This window comes from Lachnospira hominis (ex Hitch et al. 2025) (assembly GCF_040096395.1).
GTDB classification, from domain to species: Bacteria; Bacillota; Clostridia; order Lachnospirales; family Lachnospiraceae; genus Lachnospira; species Lachnospira hominis.
In genome coordinates, this window is record NZ_JBBMES010000002.1 from 92769 (window position 1) to 114075 (window position 21307).

The following is a 21307-nucleotide window of genomic DNA, read 5'->3' on the forward strand; positions in this document are numbered from 1 at the left end:
AAAACAGTAGGAATAAAAACAAGGAGACTAAAATCCTATGCCTATTATGGGAGTCGGATTTACGCGAGTAATGAGCCAAAGTTTAAGCTTGCTTAAAACCTTGGCGAATACCGCGATAACAAGAAAAACTTTGTTTTTCTTGTTTGCTTCGCAAAAACAAGGAGGATTTGATATGAGTAAAATAGTTGAGAGCAGTTTGGAATTAATCGGTAAAACACCTCTTTTAAGAGCATCAAGATATGCAGCCAAGGCAGGTGCAACTGATGCGGATATATTAGTTAAGCTTGAATATCTTAACCCGGCGGGTTCAGTTAAGGACAGAGTAGCACTTGCAATGATTGAAGATGCAGAAAAGAAGGGTGAATTAAAGCCGGGGGCTACAATTATTGAGCCAACTTCAGGAAATACAGGTATCGGTCTTGCAGCAGTAGCTGTAGCAAAAGGTTACAGAGCAATTCTTACACTTCCTGATACAATGAGTGTTGAGAGAAGAAATCTTCTGGCAGCATATGGTGCAGAACTTGTACTTACAGAAGGTTCTAAGGGAATGAAAGGTGCTATTGCAAAGGCAGAAGAGCTCAAAGAGTCAATTCCGGGAGCTGTTATTCTGGGACAGTTTGATAACCCTGCTAACCCAGCAGTACACAAGGCAACAACAGGTCCTGAAATATGGGAACAGACAGATGGAAAAGTTGATATATTCGTTGCCGGTGTTGGTACAGGCGGAACAGTTACAGGTGTAGGCGAATACTTGAAGTCAAAGAATCCTGATATTAAGATTGTTGCTGTAGAACCTGCAACAAGCCCGGTTCTTTCAAAGGGAACACCTGGAGCACACAAGATTCAGGGAATAGGTGCCGGATTTGTTCCAAAAGTATTGAATACAAAGGTATATGATGAAGTTATTACAATTGAAAATGATGATGCATTTGAAGAAGGAAGAACATTTGCAAGAAGCGAAGGAATACTTGTAGGTATTTCATCAGGTGCCGCATTAAAGGCAGCAGACATTCTTGCCAAGAGACCTGAAAATAAAGGAAAGACTATTGTTGCACTTCTTCCGGATTCAGGTGACAGATATCTTTCAACAGCATTATTCAGCACAGCTGAGTAATCAGGCTTGACAAAACAGAATGAATTCGTATAATAATAAAAGAACTTTTTGTATGTGTATTTGAAAATACAGGTATGGTACGAGGGGGAGCGCCCTGGTACTGTGTATGGAAAGTATAGCGATGGGAGTCCGTGTTTCGGATTGAGAGGATGCATGTGAGCATCGACCGCCAATAATTTTAATAGCTGTTTTTGGCGTAATCGTTATATCTGGAAGTTCTATATTATGAGTGAATTATAATCAGCAGACATATTACAAAAAGATATGGTTTGCATATAAGCTGAACAAATTATAGAAGATATTAAGGATACGTCGCAAGGCGTATCCTTTTTCAATTTGCAAAGCGTATTTCTCATAGCCGGTATACGTCTATACAGCGGAAAAGAGGAGAAACATGAACAAAAGTCAAAAATTAACAAAGCTTATTTTCCTTGCTATGATGGTGGCAATCGGCGTAGTAATTTCACCGATTCTTCGAGTAGAGGGAATGTGTCCTATGGCACATTTTATTAATGTAACATGTGCTGTTATGCTCGGACCATGGTATGCATTTATCTGTGCACTTGCAATCGGAATTATCCGTATGGCATTTATGGGAATTCCGCCACTTGCACTTACAGGAGCGATATTCGGTGCATTTTTTTCAGGTATGCTTTACCGTCTTTCAAAGGGTAAGCTTATATGTGCATTTTTAGGAGAAGTAATAGGAACAGGTATCATCGGTGCAATAGTTTCTTATCCTGTAATGACATTATTCTGGGGAAAAACAGGTCTTACATGGTTTTTCTATGTTCCTTCATTTATCGCAGGAACACTTATCGGAGGAAGTATTGCATTTATTTTCTTAAAGCAGCTTCAGAAAGCAAAGCTTTTATCAAAATTCCAGACAGCACTTGGTTCAAATGTATATGAAGGTTCAGATGTTGTCACAAATGATGCAATTGGCATAGCATGTCTTGGATTTATCGGATATCTTGCAACAGTTGTAATTGTAAATAATTTTGTAACAAATCCGACAGGTTTTGTTTCAATTATAAAATACATAGTTTTTGCTGTATTTATTATAGCAGCTGTGGTATTCTGGTTCGTGAAGAAACCAAAGAAGGAATCAAAAGAATCTTATGTATAATAAATGGAATGATGTAAAAGGAAAAATTGACAGCCAAAGTCCGCTTATTCATTGTATTACAAGCCCGATTGCAATTAATGACTGTGCCAATGCAGTGCTTGCACTTGGAGCAAAGCCTATTATGGCAGAACATCCGCTGGAAGTGGAAAATATAACATTAATGTCAAAATCACTTGCAGTAAGTCTTGCTAATATTACTGATGCAAGAGCGGAGTCAATTATGATTTCCGGTAAAGCAGCATGCAAAGCCGGTATTTCATCAGTAATTGACCTGGTTGGTGTTACATGCAGTAAAATGCGTGCAGACCTTGCAAAGAAATATATTACCCAGTGCAGACCGGCAGTTATCAAGGGAAATGTATCAGAGATAAAGGCGGTATGTGGAATGGGATTTGATGCATCATCTGGAATAGATGTGTCAGATAAGGATAAGGTTGATTCAGCCAATCCAAAGTCAATAGAAGAGATGTCTTATATTGTTAAGAATTATGCAGCTGCTAATGGCTGTGTTGTTATGGCAAGCGGTGAGACAGATATTATAAGCGATGGAAAAGAAGTTTATCATATTTCAAATGGTTCATCCAGAATGGCAGATGTAACTGGTACAGGATGTATACTTAATTGTATAACAGCAGTATTTATGTCTGTTACAGATGCACTTACGGCTTGTGTGCTTGCAGCAGCAGTGCTTGGTATAAGTGGCGAACTGGCTGATGATTCCAGAGGACTTGGCACATATCATATCGGTCTTATTGATTCACTTTCCCTTATGGATTCAGAAAAGTTTTCGCAGATGGCGAAGATAAAAAAGTACAATAAATAACATTATTACGGTGTCATTTTCATAAAACCAGACATCATACATCCACCGGCAGCACCTGCCTGAAGAATTTCAGGCATACGTGCTGCCGTTATTCCTCCTATCGCATAGACAGGAAAATCTGCAATTTCAACAACACTTTTTAGAAAATCAAGTCCTCTTCCTGCAAGACCCTTTTTGCAGTCGGTCTCGTAAATATTACCGGCAAATGCATAATCTGCACCAAGTTTTTTGGCAAGAAGCATGTCTTCAACAGAGTGAACGGAAGTACCTTTTATCTTAAAAAATGAGCCTTTCTGCTTGTCAAGTTCTGATAATATGTGCAGTGGGAGATGAATAAATGGGTGATTACATTTTATTGCAACATCATAAAAATTGTGAAGAATAAGCATTACATTTTCATTATTGCATATTTCAATTGCTTTCCCGGCAAGTTCCGCATATTCTTCCGGTGATAAGTCCTTTTCACGGAGAACTATTGCTTTTGGGTGAAGTGATGCGATAAATTGTAATTGTTCAAAATAAGAAAATTCATCACAAAGATGTCTGTTAGTTATTGCAATCATATTTTCATACATAATATTTTACCGGCCTTTCTGGTACAAAATTGTTATTGCGACATGTTTCTTTATGGATTATAATGGATAAAATTATAAAAAACAACAGAATAGGAGATAATAAGTATGTATACATTTACTAAGGATTGTCTTATTGGAATAGAAGCAATAGATAAAGAACATGAGCAGCTTTTTAAGATGATAAACGATGCAGCAAAAATGCTTAACGATGGACAGGTAAGCGTTCCTGCCGTAAAAAATGTTGTTAATCATTTGAAAGATTATGCGGCAGAGCATTTTGCACATGAGGAAGCTTATATGGAAAAGATAGGTGACCCGGAGCTTGCACGTCAGAAAAAAGAACATGCTTCATTTGCGGCAAAAGTTGCCGGTGTTGATTTTGATTCAATGACAGATGAGGAGGCTGTAAAAGAGCTTACAGAACTTGTGAAATTCCTTGCAAAATGGCTTTATCATCATATTCTTGGCAGCGATATAATGATTGGCAAAATGATATCTGAAAAGCCGGCAGGTGCGGGAGACAATCAGAAAAAGAGCATGTTTGAATTTACAGATGAATACAAAACAGATATTGATTTTGTAGATGATGAACATAAAAAGCTTTTTGAGATTATTGAGCGTACATATGATGTAATTAATAATCCGTTTCTTGCAGATAAATATGATTCAATAGTTTCTATTATTGCAGAACTTAAAGATTATACAGAACTTCATTTTAAGGATGAAGAGAATTATATGGAAAAAATCGGTTATGAGGGACTTGCAGCACAGAAACTTGCACATGAGTCATTTGTTGAAAGACTTGCAGAAATTAATATGGAAGAGGTTGATGACAGCCAGCATGAGTACCTCTGCGAACTTATAGATTTCCTTCTCGGATGGCTTAAAAACCATATTTTGAAGATGGATAAAAAAATCCCGGTAAAATAATAAATAGAACATCATTTTATGATAAAAACCGCAGCTCCGGAGTAAATACCGGAATTGCGGTTTTTGTTTATTTTATATATCCATTCTGCTTTAATGATTGTTCAATTTCATCAAGAATCTCTTCACTTGGAGCTTCGATAGTGTGGAAATGTTCATTACATGTCACATTTTTAAGAAGTGATGAATTGCCGCTTTCCACATCTTTAATGAATCGGGCGACATCACGTCTTGAGGTAATATCGAGCTTTGCTTCAAAACGGCCGTATACATTGTGGTCAACAAATACATTGAGAACTTTGCCGCCTAAATCAACGATTAAAGAAAGCTCATCAGCAGTCTGGTCATCGCTGTGTGAAACTTTAAATGTGCGAGTAAAAACCTTTGGCTTTGGAGCGATAACATATCCGCGGTTTGTTGAAAGGATATCATTTCCTGAAGCACGAAGAAGAGCAATATCCTGTACAACTGCCTGTCTGCTCACGCTGAAATGATTAGCAAGAGCAGTGCCTGATACAGGAACAGGACTGTGTTCAATATAGTCTATTATTTTATTGCGACGTTCTTCTCCATTCATTTTATTTTTAACCATGCCTTTCTACATTTCTTCGTTATATAAATATTTCATGTAAAATAAAATTATATTCTGTGAAGATTTTTGAGGGAAATATCCATAATAGGTGCTGAATGTGTAAGTGCACCGCTTGAAATATAGTCTACGCCGATATTAATTAATCTGTCAATATTTTCTTTTGTTACATTTCCTGAACATTCTGTTTTTGCTCTGCCGTCTATTATTTTTACAGCTTCTTTCATCTGTTCAGGTGTCATGTTGTCAAGCATGATGATGTCTGCACCAGCTTCGACAGCTTCGCGTACCATGTCAAGATTTTCAGTTTCAACCTCGATTTTTCTTACAAATGGGGCATAGTCTCTTGCCATTTCAACGGCTTTTCTGACACTTCCGGCTGCACCGATGTGGTTGTCTTTAAGGAGAACACCGTCGGAAAGATTGTAGCGGTGATTGTATCCGCCGCCGACTGTAACGGCATACTTTTCAAAGATTCTGTTGTTTGGAGTTGTCTTTCTTGTATCGAGAAGACGGGTTTTGGAGCCGGAAAGCAGGTCGGCGATACTTCTTGTGTATGTTGCAATTCCGCTCATTCGCTGAAGGTAGTTAAGTGCAGTTCTCTCGCCTGACAAAAGGACTCTTATGTCGCCTTTTATGACTCCCATAAGCTGGCCTTTTGTAACTTTGTCGCCGTCTTTTACTTTCATATCAAATTCAGTATTTTCATCAAGGAGGCTGAACACACGCATAAATACATCAAGTCCGCATATTATTCCGTCCTGTTTGCATATAAGTTCAACTTCTCCCGGACATGCATCAGGCATTACGGCATTAGTTGTTATATCTTCACTTGTTATATCTTCAGCAAGAGCCTGCTGTATCAGATGGTCTGCATTTAATTTCATTGTTATTGAATTCATGGTAAAAATCCTTTCGTGCAATATTGGTATTTATTGTTATAAAAATAATATTTAAGCTGATTTTTTGGCATTTGTTTCATTTTTAGCACGTTCTATTTCATTTAAAACAGATTCGCGGTAGTTTGCAGCGATTTCTTCTTTATTAGTATAAAGTGATGTGTTGATATTATCAATTATAAAATCCGGGCACTGCGATGTATTGTCAAAATCCATGTCATTGACAGCACGTTTTGCAAATACAAGACTTTCAAGAAGTGAGTTGCTGGCAAGGCGGTTGGCACCATGTACGCCGTTGCAGCTTGTTTCACCAGCTGCATACAGGTTATTCATTGTTGTTTTACTCTTCATATTAACTTTTACGCCGCCCATAAAATAGTGCTGTGCAGGAACAACCGGAATAGGTTCTTTTGTGACATCATAGCCTTCCTCAAGACAGTGCTCATATATATTAGGAAAATGATTTTGTATCACTGCTTCGTCAATAGGTGCAAGCGACAGCCATACGTGATTGCTGTTTTCCTTTTCCATTTCATTAAATATTGCTGCTGCAACAACATCTCTTGGCTGTAATTCATCTGTGAAACGCTCACCTTTTCCATTAAGAAGAACGGCACCTTCACCGCGGACGGATTCTGAGATTAAGAAACGTCTTCCGGGTTTTGAAGAGTAGAGTGTTGTAGGATGAATCTGTATGTAATCAGGATGCTCAAGTTCAATATTGTGATTTAAGGCTATTGCAAGTGCATCGCCTGTGAGCTGTCTGTAATTGGTTGAGTGTGTATACAGACCGCCGATGCCGCCACATGCCCATAATGTGTACGGTGCCGTTATTGCATAGAGAGTATCATTTTCATCGGCTGCAATGATGCCGTAGCATGTGTTATCTTTTTCGATGATATCAAGCATTGTAGTGTTTTCCATTATTGTTATGTTGGAACGGTTTCGTACCTGTGCAAGCAGTTTTGATGAGATTTCTTTTCCTGTTATATCTTCGTGAAAAAGAATTCTAGATGTTGAATGTGCACCTTCTCTTGTAAATGCAAGACTGCCGTTTTCATTATGTTTGAAGTCAACCCCATAACCTATAAGTTCACGGATTGTCTCCTGTGATGAACGAATCATTATATCTACAGCCTCAGGATTGTTTTCGTAATGGCCTGCACGCATAGTGTCTTCATAGTAGCTGTCGTAGTCATTATCGTTTTTTAACATGCATATACCGCCCTGTGCAAGAAATGAATCGCTTTCTTCGGCAGTTGATTTTGTTATCATGATTATGTTTTTATCCTCAGGAAGGCTGAGTGCTGCATACATTCCGGCAACGCCTGTGCCTGCTATAACTATATCTGCATTGATTTTTTTCAGGTTTGAATTATTCTGCATAATAATCTCCATTCTGCAAACGATTGTGTTAATGTCTGCTTATTTTGCAAGTTCGAGCATTTTATCAAGTGATGCAAGAGCTTTATCTTTTAAATCGTTGTCTAAGAAAATTTCATTTTTACCGGTTTTTAAGACATCAAGTATTTTTTCAAGAGTGACTTTTTTCATATTTACACATGTAGGAAGTCCGACAGTATAGAATGTTTTGTCAGGATATCTTTCTCTTAATTCGTATAATACGCCACATTCTGTGCATATGATAAATGAAGCGGCTTTGCTTTCTCCGGCATACTTTATAATTCCTGATGTACTGCCGATGAAGTCGGAGAGTGCAAGCACGTCCTGTGTACATTCAGGGTGGGTAAGAACTTCGGCATCAGGATACTTCTTTTTACATTCGGCAAGTTCTGCGGCACTTATGCCTTTGTGGATAGGACAGAATCCCGGATTGAAAATGAAGTTTTTTTCAGGAACCTGGCTTGCAACATATCTTCCGAGATTTTCGTCAGGTATAAAAAGAATGTTTTTATTAGGGAGAGCTTTGACAACTTTTACAGCATTTGCGGAAGTTACACACACATCAGAGTGGCTTTTTAAAAGTGCAGTTGAGTTTATATAACAGACAACGGCAATGTCATCATATTTTTCTTTTACTTTTTCTATGTATTCAACAGTTGCCATATGTGCCATCGGACAGTCAGCATGACTGTCGGGCATAAGTACTGTTTTTTCAGGGTTTAAAAGCTTTGCACTTTCGCCCATGAACGACACACCGCTTAAAACGATAATATCGGCATCAGTCTCCTTTGCAACTTTGCTTAAATAATATGAATCACCTGTATAATCGGCTACTTCTTTGACATCATCATCGACATAGTAGTGAGACAGAATGACTGCATTTTTTTCTTTTTTAAGACGGTTGATTTCTTCAATAATATCCATAATTAAATAAAGCCCCGGTAATGAGGCGGCCTCCTTTGGTATTTGCTAAAATATTACGTGAGATTATAGCATAAGACTTTACATGTGACAAGACACATGTTAAAAAATATCTTTACAGAAAGTTTACACCGGAGTATTGGATGTAAATAAAAAGCTACTTATTAATATAATTTTTGGTTGTGGTAAAAATGTTTTTATTATATAATATGAACATGTCTGTGTAGGCAGACACGGCACTGGCCCGGCTTTATAATTTTAATTTATAATGGAGATATAATATGCAATATACGTTTATTCAGTTGATATTTTTATTTTTTGTATACTCTTTCCTCGGATGGATTTTTGATATGACAGTGGCTGCGATCAGATATGGAAAGATTTTAAACAGAGGATTTCTTAATGGACCACTCAGTATCCAGTATGGAATTATTATGATTATAGTTCTTCTTGATATTAATGATTTGTGGGATTACCCACTTTATCAGTTTATTACATGTATGGTTATTGTATTTATGACGGAATATGCGTCAGGTGCAATTTTGAAGAGAATTACAGGAAGACGTTTCTGGGATTATTCTGATATGAAGCTTAATGTCGGTGGATATACATGTGCATTCAGCGTGTTTGGTTGGGGATTTACGGCAGCAGTTACTGTATGGCTTATCAATCCGCTGGTGTGCATTGTCTATTCGCTTATTCCTGTAAATGTTGTAAAAGTTCTTGAGATTATTGCGATAGTTGTGTTTTTAATTGATTTGTTTGTGACAGCAGCAACTATGTTAAAATGGCATTATGCAGGCGGAATATATGGTAATGTGGCTGACACGCTCAAAAAGACAAAGAGCACGCTCGGAAGAAAAACATATGAAATTATTTCAAGGCGTATGTATAAAGCATTTCCTGAACTTATAGGTCAGGAAATTAATGACGAAGTAGGTTTTGGAAGGACTAAGGACAGAATATTTGCAAAGGGGCTTTGCATAGATAAGCTTGTGTGGATATTTTTTGTTAGTGCATTAATCGGAGACTGGGTTGAGACTGTGTTTGTGTGGGCTACTTCCGGTGTATTTATGAGCAGAAGCAGTCTTATATACGGAACATTCAGTATTGTATGGGGACTTGGAGGTGCATTGGCAACTGCCATGCTTTATCCTTTAAAGGATAAGAATCCGCTTTTTATATTTGCAGGAGGCTTTTTCCTCGGCGGAGTTTATGAATATAGCTGTTCTGTTTTTACGGAAGTTGTATTCGGAACAGTATTCTGGGATTACAGTCATCTTCCATATAATATTAACGGAAGAGTAAATCTCCTTTTTTGCGTATACTGGGGAATAGCGGCAATAGCATGGGTAAAACTTCTATATCCGGCGGCAAGCTTTTTACTTGAAAAGATACCACCTGTTGCGGGAAAGATAATGACATGGATTATAGTTATATTTATGGTGCTTGACATGGCTGTTTCAGGTGCAGCGATAGGCAGATATGTTTCAAGAAAAGCCGGAGTTGAAGCGTCAAATCCTGTTGAGCATATGTGTGACAGCATTTATAAGGATAAGCTGATAGAAAGAATTTATCCTAATATGAAGATTCAATAAAGAGTATAAAAAAGCCATGCAGTGTTGTGATTCATGGATTACATTCCAAAGTTACATCATGTGCATGGCTTGCTTTTTATTTAATTTACAGATAGAAACGTCCGGATGCTCCGCATGGAAGCACAAGTCCGTTAGATGTTACGGGCAGTCCGACTTCCTGAGAGTCAACATGACCGTTAAATTTCTTTAATTCGGTATTTAAAAGATAACTTAAAACTGCAGGCTGAAGTCCTGTCGTGTATGAGTTGATAAGGAAAAATAAAGGCTTGTCTGTAAGAAGTCCGGCACACTTAGATACAAGCGGATGGATTGCATCTTCTATTTTCCAGATTTCACCCTTAGGACCGCGTCCGTAAGATGGGGGATCCATAATAATTGCATCGTAGTGATTGCCACGTCGGATTTCACGTTCTACAAACTTGACACAGTCATCTACAATCCAGCGTATCGGCTTATCCGAAAGTCCGCTTGAAGCGGCATTTTCCTTAGCCCATGTCACCATGCCTTTTGAAGCGTCTACATGTGTTACGGCTGCACCGGCAGCAGCACATGAAAGTGTTGCACCGCCTGTATAAGCAAAAAGATTTAAAACCTTGATTGTTCTTTCAGGGTCTGCAGCTTTTGCATCTGATATAAGTTTGCCAAACCAGTCCCAGTTAGCAGCCTGTTCAGGGAAAAGGCCTGTGTGTTTGAAGCTGAACGGCTTCAGGTTAAATATTAGAGGCGTGTCAAATGAAGGACTGTTATATGAAATCTGCCACTGTTTTGGCAAATCAAAGAACTCCCAGTCGCCGCCGCCTTTGGCACTTCTGTGGTAGTGGGCATTCATATGCTTCCAGCCTTTGTTAGTCTTTGGAGTATTCCAGATAACCTGTGGGTCCGGTCTTACAAGTATGTAATCTCCCCAGCGTTCAAGTTTTTCTTTGTCAGATGTATCTATAACTTCATAATCTTTCCAGTTTTGTGCGATAAACATAAAATTTATTACCTTTCATTTTATAAATAATACAAAGTATACCGCTATCAGTATACATTAAAATAATCATTTGCACAATCAGAACGATATTTTTTATAAAAAATTTGCAGACATGTAAGCCATTATGATATAAAATAAAATACACAAAGAAAAATTACTTCGCATAAACAAAGAGAGGATACAGGGATTCTGCATAGATAACTGTATTTCTCTTGCAAAAAATAGTAGGAGGGACATTTTGAATTTTAAGAATTATAAACGTGAATATCTGATGAAAGACATAATATCAGGTATTATAGTTGCACTTATATCAATCCCTATTTCCATGGGATATTCCCAGGTAGCAGGGCTTCCTGTAGTATATGGTCTTTATGGTTCACTTTTTCCTGTAATAGTGTTTGGACTTATCTCTTCATCACCACAGTTTGTATTTGGTGTTGATGCGGCTCCTGCGGCACTTGTCGGCGGAACAATTGCAACGCTTGGAATTGCATCAGGAAGTGAAGAAGCGATGCGGGTTGTGCCTGTCATAACATTCGTTACTGCATGCTGGCTTCTGCTTTTCTTCTTAGTAAGGGCGGGAAAGCTTGTTAATTATATATCAAAGCCTGTGCTTGGCGGATTTATATCGGGAATCGGATGTACAATCATACTTATGCAGGTTGCAAAGCTTTTTGGTGGAACAGCCGGAACAGGTGAAGTATTTGAACTTGTAAGCCACATAATTTCACAGCTTGGAAGTTTTAATCTGCTTTCACTCATTATGGGTGTGGGTACGATTGCTGTTGTGCTTATAAGCAAAAAAATATCAAAAAAGTTTCCAATGTCAGTAATTATGATGCTTGTCGGTGCATTGTCCACTGCAGTATTTCATGTTGACAGATATGGTGTCAAACTGCTTCCTAAGGTTGAGCCGGGACTTCCAAAGTTTAAAATGCTTGATTTTTCGGTATTGTCAGAACATCCGGCACAGATTATAACACTTGGTCTTACGGTTGCACTTGTAATTGTGTCATCTACACTTTTAACTGCGTGCAATTATGCAATAAAAAATGATTACAAAATACAAAATAACAGAGAAATTCTTGCATATTCTGTCTCTAATTTCTGTGCCGCATTTAACGGATGCTGTCCGCTTAACGGTAGTGTATCAAGAACGGGTATTGCAGAGCAGTTTGGCGTTAAATCACAGATGATGTCTCTTGTAGCTGCTGTGACAATGCTTCTTGTTCTTATGTTTGGAACAGGATTTATTGCATATCTTCCGGTTCCGGTTCTTACAGGTATAGTTATTGCGGCACTTATAGGAATTCTTGAATTTGGAATGGCAAAGAAGCTCTGGAAGACTGATAAAGTAGAGTTTGCAATATTTACGGGAGCATTTCTTGGTGTTCTTATCTTTGGAACTATTTACGGCGTTATAATTGGTATTGTGCTTTCATTTGTTTCAGTTATTATAAAGGCGTCGGTTCCGCCGAGAGGACTTCTGGGTGTTATTCCGGGACAGAACGGTTTTTATGATATGGAGAGAAACCGTAATGCACATGCTGTAAAAAATACTGTTATTTACAGGTTCAGCGGTACTTTGTTTTTTGCAAATATCAATGTTTTTGTAAATGATATAGAAAAGGCGGTAATGCCTGACACAAAGCGGGTTATAGTTGATGCCAGCGGTATTGGAAGCATTGATATAACCGCGGCAGACAGACTTGTGCTTCTTGCAGGAAAGCTTGAAAACAAAGGAATAAAATTTTACATAACCGAGCATGTCGGTGCAGTAAATGATCTGCTAAGAAAGCTTGGAGCCGGTGAGCTTATTGAAAAAGGTGCTGTGCGAAGAACCATTTCATTAGCTTTAAGAGACGCCGGAGTAGTTAGACCATATCCGCTTGAAGACAGGGATGGCATGACTCCTATGGACACAGTGCTTGAGAGCAATGATGAACTTGCCGAGTTTGAATGGGCTTTCGGGGATGATGCTGATGAACGGATGGAAAAACTTGCACTTGAAGTTGCCGGAAAAGTTGCTGATGGCGATATAGATGAAAAAGGTATTATTAAAGATGCTGAGCAGCATGCGTCATGGGGACGTATCGGTTTGTTTGATGAAGATGAACTTCTTGACAGACTTGAGATGCATCTGTCAGAAATAGCACAGCGAGGACATCATGATCCAAAACAGCTTGAGGAAAGAATTGAAGAGAGGCGTGCTGTTGTTGAGAAGAAGCTTCAGAGCCTTAATCCGGAAGCTATCAAGGCACTTCATGAACACAGAAGAAAGATGGCAGCACATTTTAAAAATGCCAACCCTAAGGCTTATAAACATATGATACAGGTAAGAAAAGAGCATATAGAAAAGCTTGAAAAGAGTGATCCAAAACTTGCAGAGAAATTAAAGGAACTTTATAATCACGGAGAAGACAGTGAATCATGAATATTTTAAATGCAGAAAAAATCAGTAAAACATATGGTGAAAAGGTATTGTTTGATAAAGTCGTGCTTGGCGTAAATAAAGGCGACAAAATAGGCGTTATCGGCGTAAATGGTACAGGAAAATCAACATTTTTAAAAATTATTGCAGGAATTGAGGAACCTGACGCGGGAGAAATTGTTTCCGGGCGTGGAGTTACAGTGTCATATCTTGCACAGGCACCGCAGTTTAATCCGGGTGATACGATTGTGGGTTATGTTATTAAAGATAAAAATAATGCAAGTGAAGCTGAGGCAAAGACAATACTTACAAAGCTTGGAATAACTGATTTTGACGCTGCAATCAATACTCTTTCCGGCGGACAGAGAAAAAGGATTGCACTTGCAAGAACACTTGTGTCACCTGCCGAGGTTCTTATACTTGATGAGCCTACCAACCACCTTGACAGTGATATGGTTATATGGCTTGAAGAATATATTAAGAAATTCAAGGGCGAACTTATAATGGTAACGCATGACAGGTATTTCCTTGATAATGTAACAAACAGGATTGTTGAACTTGACGGTGGCAAATTATATGGTTACGATACAAATTATTCCGGGTTTCTTGAGTTAAAAACCCAGCGTGAGGAGATGGAGCGTGCGACGGAAGCTAAACGTGCCAATATTTTACGCCGGGAACTTGAATGGATAAGACGCGGCTGTCAGGCACGTTCGACAAAACAGCAGGCAAGAATTGACAGATATGAAGATATGAAAGAAGCGTCAAGGCAGGCAAGAGCAAGCTTTGAAAATAAAGCACTTGAAATGAATTCTGTAAGCACGCGTCTTGGCAAAAAGACTATAGAATTGTCAGATATATGTAAAAGCTTTGGAGAAAAGAAAGTGATAGATGATTTTACATATATTTTTCTGCGTGATGACAGAATCGGCATAATCGGAAAAAACGGATGTGGCAAGTCTACTCTTATGAAGATAATAACAGGCAATCTTAAGCCTGATTCGGGCAGTGTGGAGATTGGCGATACTGTAAGAATTGGCTATTTTATGCAGGAAAATGAACCTCTTGATGAAAAGATGACTGTTCTTGAATTTGTAAGAAGCATAGGAGAGTATGTGACAACAGCTACAGGAAAAGCTACTGCTTCGCAGATGTGCGAGAAGTTTCTTTTTGGACCAAAGAGCCAGTGGACACCAATATCCAAGCTGTCCGGTGGCGAGAAAAGAAGGCTGTATCTTTTAAGCGTGCTTATGAGTGCACCTAATGTCCTTATACTCGATGAGCCGACTAATGACCTTGATATTGAGACACTTGAAATATTAGAAGATTATCTTGATGGATTTGCAGGAATAGTTATAGTGGTTTCGCATGACAGATATTTCCTTGACAGAACTGTTGACCGTATCTTTTCATTTGAGGGCGGTGGCAGATTAAAGCAGTACGAGGGTGGTTTTTCGGATTATTATGAGAAAAAACAGGCAGAAAACGGTATTGCATCTGATGGTGCCGTACAGTCAGTAAAAGAAGCTGTATCTGGTGATACGACATCTGCAAAACCTAAAAAGTATTATAAGGAAAGAGAAAACAAGCTGAAGTTTACATATGCCGAGCAAAAAGAATATGATACGATAGATGATGATATTGCATCACTTGAGTCAAAAATTGAGGAACTTGATGGTGAGATTGCAGGTGCTGCAACACAGTACAGCAGGTTGAATGAACTGATGCAGGAAAAAGCGGATGTTGAAGCACAGCTTGAACACAAGATGGACAGATGGGTGTATCTTAACGACCTTGCAGAAAAGATAGAAGCCCAGAAGCAGAATTAAAAATTTTCAAAAATAAAATTATATATAATATCAGAAACCGGTCGTAAAGTCAGTAAAATCTGGCTTTTGCGGCCGGTTTTTAAATGTTAAAAAAATATAAACATTTTACAACTAAAAAATAAAATACTTCGTATATAGATTTAGAAGAGCAAAATTCAATCTGCAATTTTAAAATCTTTAAATTGTATGGGGAGTTTAAAGGGAAAAGAGGTATTTATGAAAAGAAGATTTTTAATCAGGGGGAGTTGTCTTGTTCTTGCAATCGGGATGATATTAGCAGGAACGGGATGCGAAAAACGTAAAAGAGTTCCGGAGGATATGACACTTGGTGACGAATATCTTGAAAAGATAGTGTTGGCGTCGGATGTTGAGGAGAGAGATTTTGAGGAAGACGGCATCAGGTATCATGAGTTTAAGACAAAGAAAATGATTGTCACATATCCATTGATTGAAAAAAAGGTTAAATCAGAGACGGAAATCAGGCAGGAATCATTTTCACTGAGAACGGATAAATCTTTTTTTATTGGTGACAGGTCATTTGATTATAAAAAGAGAACCTGCTGGTATAAGTATGTGGCACTGCCGTATGTGGACAGAGACGATAAGATGGTAAAAAAAGAGTATTCATTATATAACGCAAAAGGTTATATTAAACAGCTCGGAGATTCTTATAAGGAAACTATTGATAAGATAGGAATATCAGAGGCTGATGATATTTTTAAGGTAAATGGGACAGACAAACAGATTATAGAAAATGGTGATACTCACAGACCGATAATTGTACTGTTCGGAGATGAAAATTCAAGTGCGACCAGCTACAATGATTTGAATGTCAAGTTCTGTAAAGAATTGAATAAAGCAGTAATAAGAATAGACACGACATATACTGACGGAACTGCCGAGACAAAATATTACAAGATAAAGACATATAACAATAACACATTTACACATTATACGTTTTACGAAGTTGAGTTTGAATGAGGTGTATCACAAAATGACGAAAGGCGGGGCTGATTTATGAATAAGAAGCTTTCAAAACTTTTTTACAGAGGGATGTGGCACAGAAAAAAAGAAGTAGCCGGTGTGTGTATAGCGACAATGCTGGCATCATTTTTTATAACATGTATATTGCTTTTTCAGGAAAATATGTATCAATGGCAGGTGGCGGAGAATTTTATGAGGTTCGGAAGCTGGTTTGTAATGCAAAGCAGTGGAGAGCCATACAATACCTTGAAAGATAGTATTTATCTTGATGAACCTGTAGAAGCCGGAGTATACGGTACAATTTATAACAGAAACTGGGACAAGGCAAGAGGGTGTATAGGTTACATGACACCTGAGTTTATGGAACAGGCTAATATAGAACTTGATAAAGGAAGATTGCCTGAAAATGAAAATGAGATAGCCTGTGACTGGACGACGCTCGCAAAACTCGGATATAACGGTCAGTTGGGACAGGAAATAGTAATAAAATATTATCAGAATGACAATAAAAGCCGTGAGGACCCGGAAAGACAGGCTGTATACACACTTTGCGGTGTGTTCGGAGATTATTCAGATGTATGGGAATACGGAAAATATATCCCATGCGGAGTAATAACGAAGGAAGCGTGTGAACAGCTTGATTCAAAAGAATCCAAAGTGTGGCTGTACAGTCTTAAAAATACAGTAAGAAATAAGGATTACAACAGTATTTATAATGAACTTCAGGGCAACATAACATCAAAGATTTTCTATAATACAAGTGTGTATGATTTTGAGGCGTGGGGACCGAAAGATATTTATAATTATATTTACATACTTGTAATGATAATCGGAGTTGCATCCCTTACTTATCAGGTTATAGGTTATCAGCATGGCAGAAACAGATTTTATAAAAGAATACAGCTTATAGGTGCGTCAAAAAAACAGGTACATATGATGCGTCTTGTGGAAAATGTCACAATACTGGTTGCTGCGGGTGTGCTTGGAAGTTTTATTGCAATGTTTGGTGCGAGAGCTTTGTGCTGGTATCTTGAGTGGTATAAAGGAATTTCATTTTTTAAGATTACAGCGGCCATTATTTTTAAATGTATTCTGACTATATTAATTGCAATTGTTATGTCAGAGCTTGTCAATGTAAGCATGATTAGGAAAAGTTCAGGTGTCTGGACAGAGAATTCAAGGAAGAAAAGCAAATCAAAAGTTTCTTATAATTATAAAGGAAAGCTTAAAAAGAATAATCTTACATGGCAGATGCAGGTAAGAATATCAAGAAGCAGTGGATTGGGACAAAGACTTGGTGTCCGGATTTTCTCCCTTGGTGTTACGGCGGTTATAATTTTTTGCTTCCTTAATATAAGCAATGCAGTTAAAGATTATAAGTCCATTGAGAATATGTATGATATGACTGGTTTCCAGCAGTCAGACAGGAGCCTTGAATATACACTTCCAATGACTACAAAGTATTCTTTGGAAAATTATATAGACAACAGCAATATGGATACAATGAAGTATCTTCTTCAGAAACAGATACCGCTTATTACAAGAGATGAGTATATCACAAAAGAGCAGGAGAGTAACGAAAAAGCAAAGAACGGCATATATACTTATGCAAAATCTAATGAAGAGGTGGTAAGACAACTCGATATAACAGCACATGATATATATTGTAAACCCGGAAATACAAGTCTGTTAAAAGGAATAGATAAATCATTTCTTGATAAAGTAGAACAGTTAAATGGAGTAGAGAGTATAACATATTCATGTTTTGAGTCTATGCGTAACTGGACCTGGGATAGTATGGATTATGAAAAAATGGGGGCAAGACGTTTTTCAAAATCTTCATCCAATTCAAAAGATAAAATGATTGGATATGCAGATAAATATCTTTATACAACATATTATCTTGATGCGGACAAAATATTATATGACAGATTAAAACAGTATGCAGGAAGCGGATTTGACTATGATTCATTTGCTGATGGAGAAAAGATAATTGTGTTTGTTGATAAGAATCCATATGAGCAGTATGACGATTCTATAAAGGAAGGAAGTAAAATAAACTTTCATTATTATAATGTGCTTCTTCCGGGAGCAGATAGAAAGATGTCGTCTAGTTCTTATTTTAATATATTTGATAGAGGTAAAGATGATGTAGAATATAATTTCTTTTACGATGCTGCAATTGAAAAACATCTTGAGGATAAGATATATGCCTATCAGCTTGTGACATCAGAAAGAGGAAGAACTTATCAGAGTTTATTAAGAACAGAATATGGGGCTTCATCGGAATATCTCGGTCTGGAATATGATATGAAATATGGTACATGCGTATCACCTGAAGCTGCAGGAGTTGTGTATGTCACTGATGAAATAAAAAATGAACTAAAAGACATTATTCCGGATTTTGGATATTATACAGCAGTTGCATCCAAGAAACTCGCTGAGACAGAATGTGAAAAACAGAATGAACTTCTTGAAAAAATTTACGGCGAAGAATTGCCGGAAGAATTGAAGTGTGAACTTAAAGATAATACATTTACAATAAAATATAATATTGCTGCTTCTTATTCGGCAACTGATAATATTGTACAGATTTACTGCAAGTCAAATGATGTAATATTTACAACCAATTCTGAGCTTAAAAGCGAGTACCGCACGAATGTGCTTAATGCATTTCTTGAATATGGCATAACAATGCTGGCGGTAATTATAATTAATCTTCTTATTATAACGGTGCTTACAAAGAACCGGATTGAGAACAGGACTGATAAAATAGTACTGTTAAAAAGACTGGGGGCCGGCAGGTCAAGAATTGTCCGCATATTTATGATAGAAGTGTTGCGTGAATCGCTGTGGTGCGTATTTACGCTTCCACTTCAGATGATAATTCAGTTTATTGTATACAGAAGTCAGATTAAGAAAATATAAAGGAGTTGTGGTTATTATGGAAAATATAATTTTAAATGCAGCAGGAATTTCAAAAACATACCATGCAGGTTCGGTTGATGTAGAGGCTTTGAAGAAAAGTGATGTATTATTTAAAAAGGGGGAGTTTACGGCTATAGTTGGAAAGAGCGGTTCGGGCAAGTCTACACTTTTAAGGATAATAGGAACTATGGACAGACCTGATGAAGGAACTGTGGAAATTGAAGGGATGAATGTGTTTGAGATGAAAGATAAACAGCTTTCAAAGTTCAGGCGTGAGAAGATAGGCTTTATATATCAGGATTACAGCCTGTTTCCTGAATTTACAGCGTATGAAAATATTGTAGTTCCGTTTGCACTTGACAATAAGAATGCACCTGAAGAAGAGATTGATGGAATACTTGAATCATTTGGAATATCACATTGTAAAGGAAAATATCCTTCACAGATGTCGGGTGGCGAACAGCAGCGTGGGGGAATTGCGAGGGCAATTGCCACGCATCCAGCCGTAATATTTGCAGATGAACCTACAGGCAATCTTGATGCCGAGAGTGCAAAAATAGTTGCAGATATGCTTTCAATGGCATCAAAAAAATATAACCAGACAATAATAATGGTGACGCACGATATGCAGATGGCAGACCATGCAGACAGAGTTCTTACAATTGTAGACGGCAATGTGAAAGAAGGAAAATTATATTAATATTGTACTAAAAAAAGAACAATAAAATTTATTGATTTTATCAAACTTATCATGTATACTATCACTTGCTGTGACATTGATAGCGTAGAAGCGTGAGGTTGCTGCCGCAAGGCAGGTTTTCCGTGGAGCGAATGTCAAGGCCGGTATTAACCGGCAGATGAACCTGGCGACAAGTCACTGTACAAATATTAATCATCTGCATGAGCAGAGATGACACGCAGTTATTGAGATGAGAATTTTCGATACGCGTGGGAGTGTGTACAGTCACCGCTTGTCGTACTTACATTATAAAGTGCGAAAAGGAGGCGACTTTTTTTATGGCAAATCAGGTAATAAGAATTACACTGAAAGCTTACGATCATCAGTTAGTTGATCAGTCTGCGAAGAAAATCATCGAAACAGTTAAGAAAACAGGAGCTCAGGTGAGTGGTCCGGTACCTCTTCCAACAAAGAAGGAAGTTGTTACAATTCTTAGAGCTGTTCACAAGTACAAAGACTCTAGAGAGCAGTTTGAACAGAGAACTCATAAGAGACTTATCGATGTTTTAACACCTTCACAGAAGACTGTAGATGCATTATCTAAGTTAGAGATGCCAGCTGGTGTATTCATCAATCTTAAGGTTATGAACTAATCATTCCTTAAACTTTTTTTCATTATTTTTAAGAGCATTAATCCTAAGGGTTTAATATAGAAGCAACTTGGCAACAGTGGTGCAGGTTCCACTTATATTAGCTGTTCTAGGATGACAGGATGCGCTGTGCATATGTTTAATCAGGCATATCATCTTGTCCGCTGTAGATTAAAACAGGAGGAAGATCAATGAAGAAAGCAATTTTAGCTACAAAAGTCGGAATGACTCAAATCTTCAATGAAGACGGTGTTTTAACACCTGTAACTGTTCTTCAGGCAGGTCCTTGTGTTGTTACACAAGTTAAGACTGTAGAAAACGACGGTTACGATGCAGTTCAGGTAGGTTTCGCTGATATTAAAGAAAAGTTAGTCAGCAAGCCTGTTAAAGGACATTTTGACAAGGCAGAGGTTCCTTACAAGAGATTTGTAAGAGAGTTCAAGTTTGAAAATGCTTCAGAGTATTCAGTTAAAGATGAAATCAAGGCTGATATCTTTGCTGCAGGAGACAAAGTTGACGCAACTGCTATTTCAAAGGGTAAAGGTTTCCAGGGTGCAATCAAGAGATTGGGCCAGTCAAGAGGACCTATGGCTCACGGTTCTAAATTCCACAGACATCAGGGTTCAAACGGATCAGCAACAACACCTGGTAGAGTATTCAAGGGAAAAGGAATGCCTGGACATATGGGTTCAAAGAGAATCACAATCCAGAATCTCGAAGTAGTAAGAGTTGATGTTGAAAACAACGTAATCTTAGTAAAAGGTGCAGTACCTGGACCTAAGAAATCATTAGTAACACTGAAAGAAACAGTAAAAGCTGCAAAGTAGTTTTTGCTAAGGAAGGAGGACCAC

The 21307-nt window shown here is 37.8% G+C and carries 18 protein-coding genes; 12 read left to right on the forward strand and 6 right to left on the reverse strand.

The window, feature by feature from the left end:
* Positions 1 to 172: 172 nt before the first annotated feature.
* The 3 genes from cysK (at position 173) to thiM (ending at position 3066) form a co-directional block, all read left to right on the forward strand.
* Positions 173 to 1114, forward strand: coding sequence for a cysteine synthase A (cysK, locus tag WMO38_RS02250; RefSeq protein ID WP_021865775.1), 942 nt, complete (start codon positions 173 to 175; stop codon positions 1112 to 1114).
* 394 nt (positions 1115 to 1508) lie between these two features.
* A complete protein-coding gene (thiW, locus tag WMO38_RS02255) occupies positions 1509 to 2243 on the forward strand; it encodes an energy coupling factor transporter S component ThiW (RefSeq protein WP_021865774.1) in 735 nt (244 codons plus the stop codon).
* Positions 2236 to 3066: a hydroxyethylthiazole kinase gene (thiM, locus tag WMO38_RS02260; protein WP_021865773.1), complete on the forward strand. Its 831-nt coding sequence runs from the start codon at positions 2236 to 2238 to the stop codon at positions 3064 to 3066. The genes thiW and thiM overlap by 8 nt, the downstream gene beginning before the upstream one ends.
* 5 nt (positions 3067 to 3071) lie before the next feature.
* Here thiM and WMO38_RS02265 read toward each other — a convergent pair whose 3' ends face one another.
* Entirely contained in the window at positions 3072 to 3641 is a 570-nt protein-coding gene (locus tag WMO38_RS02265) for a thiamine phosphate synthase (protein WP_021865772.1), read from the reverse strand.
* Positions 3642 to 3746: 105 nt separating this feature from the next.
* Here WMO38_RS02265 and WMO38_RS02270 point away from each other — a divergent pair, with 105 nt between their 5' ends.
* Positions 3747 to 4571, forward strand: a complete 825-nt coding sequence (locus tag WMO38_RS02270) for a bacteriohemerythrin (RefSeq protein ID WP_186835887.1) — start codon at positions 3747 to 3749, stop codon at positions 4569 to 4571.
* A gap of 67 nt (positions 4572 to 4638) precedes the next feature.
* Here WMO38_RS02270 and WMO38_RS02275 read toward each other — a convergent pair whose 3' ends face one another.
* Genes WMO38_RS02275 through nadA form a run of 4 tightly spaced genes read right to left on the reverse strand, consistent with a single transcriptional unit; the run spans position 4639 to position 8384 of the window.
* Entirely contained in the window at positions 4639 to 5160 is a 522-nt protein-coding gene (locus tag WMO38_RS02275; protein WP_021865770.1) for a transcription repressor NadR, read from the reverse strand.
* 47 nt (positions 5161 to 5207) lie between these two features.
* Entirely contained in the window at positions 5208 to 6059 is an 852-nt protein-coding gene (nadC, locus tag WMO38_RS02280) for a carboxylating nicotinate-nucleotide diphosphorylase (protein ID WP_021865769.1), read from the reverse strand.
* A gap of 51 nt (positions 6060 to 6110) precedes the next feature.
* The gene (locus WMO38_RS02285) at positions 6111 to 7442 is read right to left on the reverse strand and encodes an L-aspartate oxidase (protein ID WP_349161276.1); all 1332 of its coding nucleotides are present in this window, start codon (positions 7440 to 7442) and stop codon (positions 6111 to 6113) included.
* Between the two features lie 39 nt (positions 7443 to 7481).
* Entirely contained in the window at positions 7482 to 8384 is a 903-nt protein-coding gene (gene nadA / locus WMO38_RS02290; RefSeq protein WP_349161278.1) for a quinolinate synthase NadA, read from the reverse strand.
* A 278-nt stretch (positions 8385 to 8662) separates the two neighbouring features.
* Here nadA and WMO38_RS02295 point away from each other — a divergent pair, with 278 nt between their 5' ends.
* A complete protein-coding gene (locus WMO38_RS02295; RefSeq protein ID WP_349161280.1) occupies positions 8663 to 9979 on the forward strand; it encodes a putative ABC transporter permease in 1317 nt (438 codons plus the stop codon).
* Between the two features lie 85 nt (positions 9980 to 10064).
* Here WMO38_RS02295 and WMO38_RS02300 read toward each other — a convergent pair whose 3' ends face one another.
* The gene (locus WMO38_RS02300; protein WP_021865765.1) at positions 10065 to 10955 is read right to left on the reverse strand and encodes a class I SAM-dependent methyltransferase; all 891 of its coding nucleotides are present in this window, start codon (positions 10953 to 10955) and stop codon (positions 10065 to 10067) included.
* Between the two features lie 238 nt (positions 10956 to 11193).
* Between WMO38_RS02300 and WMO38_RS02305 the strand changes: the two genes are divergently transcribed.
* The 7 genes from WMO38_RS02305 (at position 11194) to rplC (ending at position 21283) form a co-directional block, all read left to right on the forward strand.
* Positions 11194 to 13389: a SulP family inorganic anion transporter gene (locus WMO38_RS02305; RefSeq protein ID WP_349161282.1), complete on the forward strand. Its 2196-nt coding sequence runs from the start codon at positions 11194 to 11196 to the stop codon at positions 13387 to 13389.
* Positions 13386 to 15215, forward strand: coding sequence for an ABC-F family ATP-binding cassette domain-containing protein (locus WMO38_RS02310; RefSeq protein ID WP_349161283.1), 1830 nt, complete (start codon positions 13386 to 13388; stop codon positions 15213 to 15215). Before WMO38_RS02305 ends, WMO38_RS02310 begins: the two co-directional genes overlap by 4 nt.
* Before the next feature lie 216 nt (positions 15216 to 15431).
* On the forward strand, positions 15432 to 16196 hold the full coding sequence (locus WMO38_RS02315) for a hypothetical protein (RefSeq protein ID WP_349161285.1): 765 nt from the start codon (positions 15432 to 15434) through the stop codon (positions 16194 to 16196).
* Between the two features lie 36 nt (positions 16197 to 16232).
* Entirely contained in the window at positions 16233 to 19127 is a 2895-nt protein-coding gene (locus WMO38_RS02320; RefSeq protein ID WP_349161287.1) for an ABC transporter permease, read from the forward strand.
* 16 nt (positions 19128 to 19143) lie between these two features.
* Positions 19144 to 19827 carry an ABC transporter ATP-binding protein gene (locus WMO38_RS02325; RefSeq protein WP_349161289.1) on the forward strand — a complete coding sequence of 228 codons (684 nt, stop codon included), beginning with the start codon at positions 19144 to 19146 and terminating at the stop codon, positions 19825 to 19827.
* Positions 19828 to 20144: 317 nt separating this feature from the next.
* A complete protein-coding gene (gene rpsJ, locus WMO38_RS02330; RefSeq protein WP_021865189.1) occupies positions 20145 to 20459 on the forward strand; it encodes a 30S ribosomal protein S10 in 315 nt (104 codons plus the stop codon).
* A 188-nt stretch (positions 20460 to 20647) separates the two neighbouring features.
* The gene (gene rplC, locus WMO38_RS02335; protein ID WP_186835878.1) at positions 20648 to 21283 is read left to right on the forward strand and encodes a 50S ribosomal protein L3; all 636 of its coding nucleotides are present in this window, start codon (positions 20648 to 20650) and stop codon (positions 21281 to 21283) included.
* Positions 21284 to 21307 lie beyond the last annotated feature (24 nt).

What these genes read in the sequence shown, in the direction of transcription:
- cysK (WP_021865775.1), top strand. Translation starts at nt 173, where the DNA reads ATGAGTAAAATAGTTGAGAGCAGTTTGGAATTAATCGGTAAAACACCT.
- thiW (WP_021865774.1), top strand. Translation starts at nt 1,509, where the DNA reads ATGAACAAAAGTCAAAAATTAACAAAGCTTATTTTCCTTGCTATGATG.
- thiM (WP_021865773.1), top strand. Translation starts at nt 2,236, where the DNA reads ATGTATAATAAATGGAATGATGTAAAAGGAAAAATTGACAGCCAAAGT.
- WMO38_RS02265 (WP_021865772.1), bottom strand. Translation starts at nt 3,641, where the DNA reads ATGTATGAAAATATGATTGCAATAACTAACAGACATCTTTGTGATGAA.
- WMO38_RS02270 (WP_186835887.1), top strand. Translation starts at nt 3,747, where the DNA reads ATGTATACATTTACTAAGGATTGTCTTATTGGAATAGAAGCAATAGAT.
- WMO38_RS02275 (WP_021865770.1), bottom strand. Translation starts at nt 5,160, where the DNA reads ATGGTTAAAAATAAAATGAATGGAGAAGAACGTCGCAATAAAATAATA.
- nadC (WP_021865769.1), bottom strand. Translation starts at nt 6,059, where the DNA reads ATGAATTCAATAACAATGAAATTAAATGCAGACCATCTGATACAGCAG.
- WMO38_RS02285 (WP_349161276.1), bottom strand. Translation starts at nt 7,442, where the DNA reads ATGCAGAATAATTCAAACCTGAAAAAAATCAATGCAGATATAGTTATA.
- nadA (WP_349161278.1), bottom strand. Translation starts at nt 8,384, where the DNA reads ATGGATATTATTGAAGAAATCAACCGTCTTAAAAAAGAAAAAAATGCA.
- WMO38_RS02295 (WP_349161280.1), top strand. Translation starts at nt 8,663, where the DNA reads ATGCAATATACGTTTATTCAGTTGATATTTTTATTTTTTGTATACTCT.
- WMO38_RS02300 (WP_021865765.1), bottom strand. Translation starts at nt 10,955, where the DNA reads ATGTTTATCGCACAAAACTGGAAAGATTATGAAGTTATAGATACATCT.
- WMO38_RS02310 (WP_349161283.1), top strand. Translation starts at nt 13,386, where the DNA reads ATGAATATTTTAAATGCAGAAAAAATCAGTAAAACATATGGTGAAAAG.
- WMO38_RS02315 (WP_349161285.1), top strand. Translation starts at nt 15,432, where the DNA reads ATGAAAAGAAGATTTTTAATCAGGGGGAGTTGTCTTGTTCTTGCAATC.
- WMO38_RS02320 (WP_349161287.1), top strand. Translation starts at nt 16,233, where the DNA reads ATGAATAAGAAGCTTTCAAAACTTTTTTACAGAGGGATGTGGCACAGA.
- WMO38_RS02325 (WP_349161289.1), top strand. Translation starts at nt 19,144, where the DNA reads ATGGAAAATATAATTTTAAATGCAGCAGGAATTTCAAAAACATACCAT.
- rpsJ (WP_021865189.1), top strand. Translation starts at nt 20,145, where the DNA reads ATGGCAAATCAGGTAATAAGAATTACACTGAAAGCTTACGATCATCAG.
- rplC (WP_186835878.1), top strand. Translation starts at nt 20,648, where the DNA reads ATGAAGAAAGCAATTTTAGCTACAAAAGTCGGAATGACTCAAATCTTC.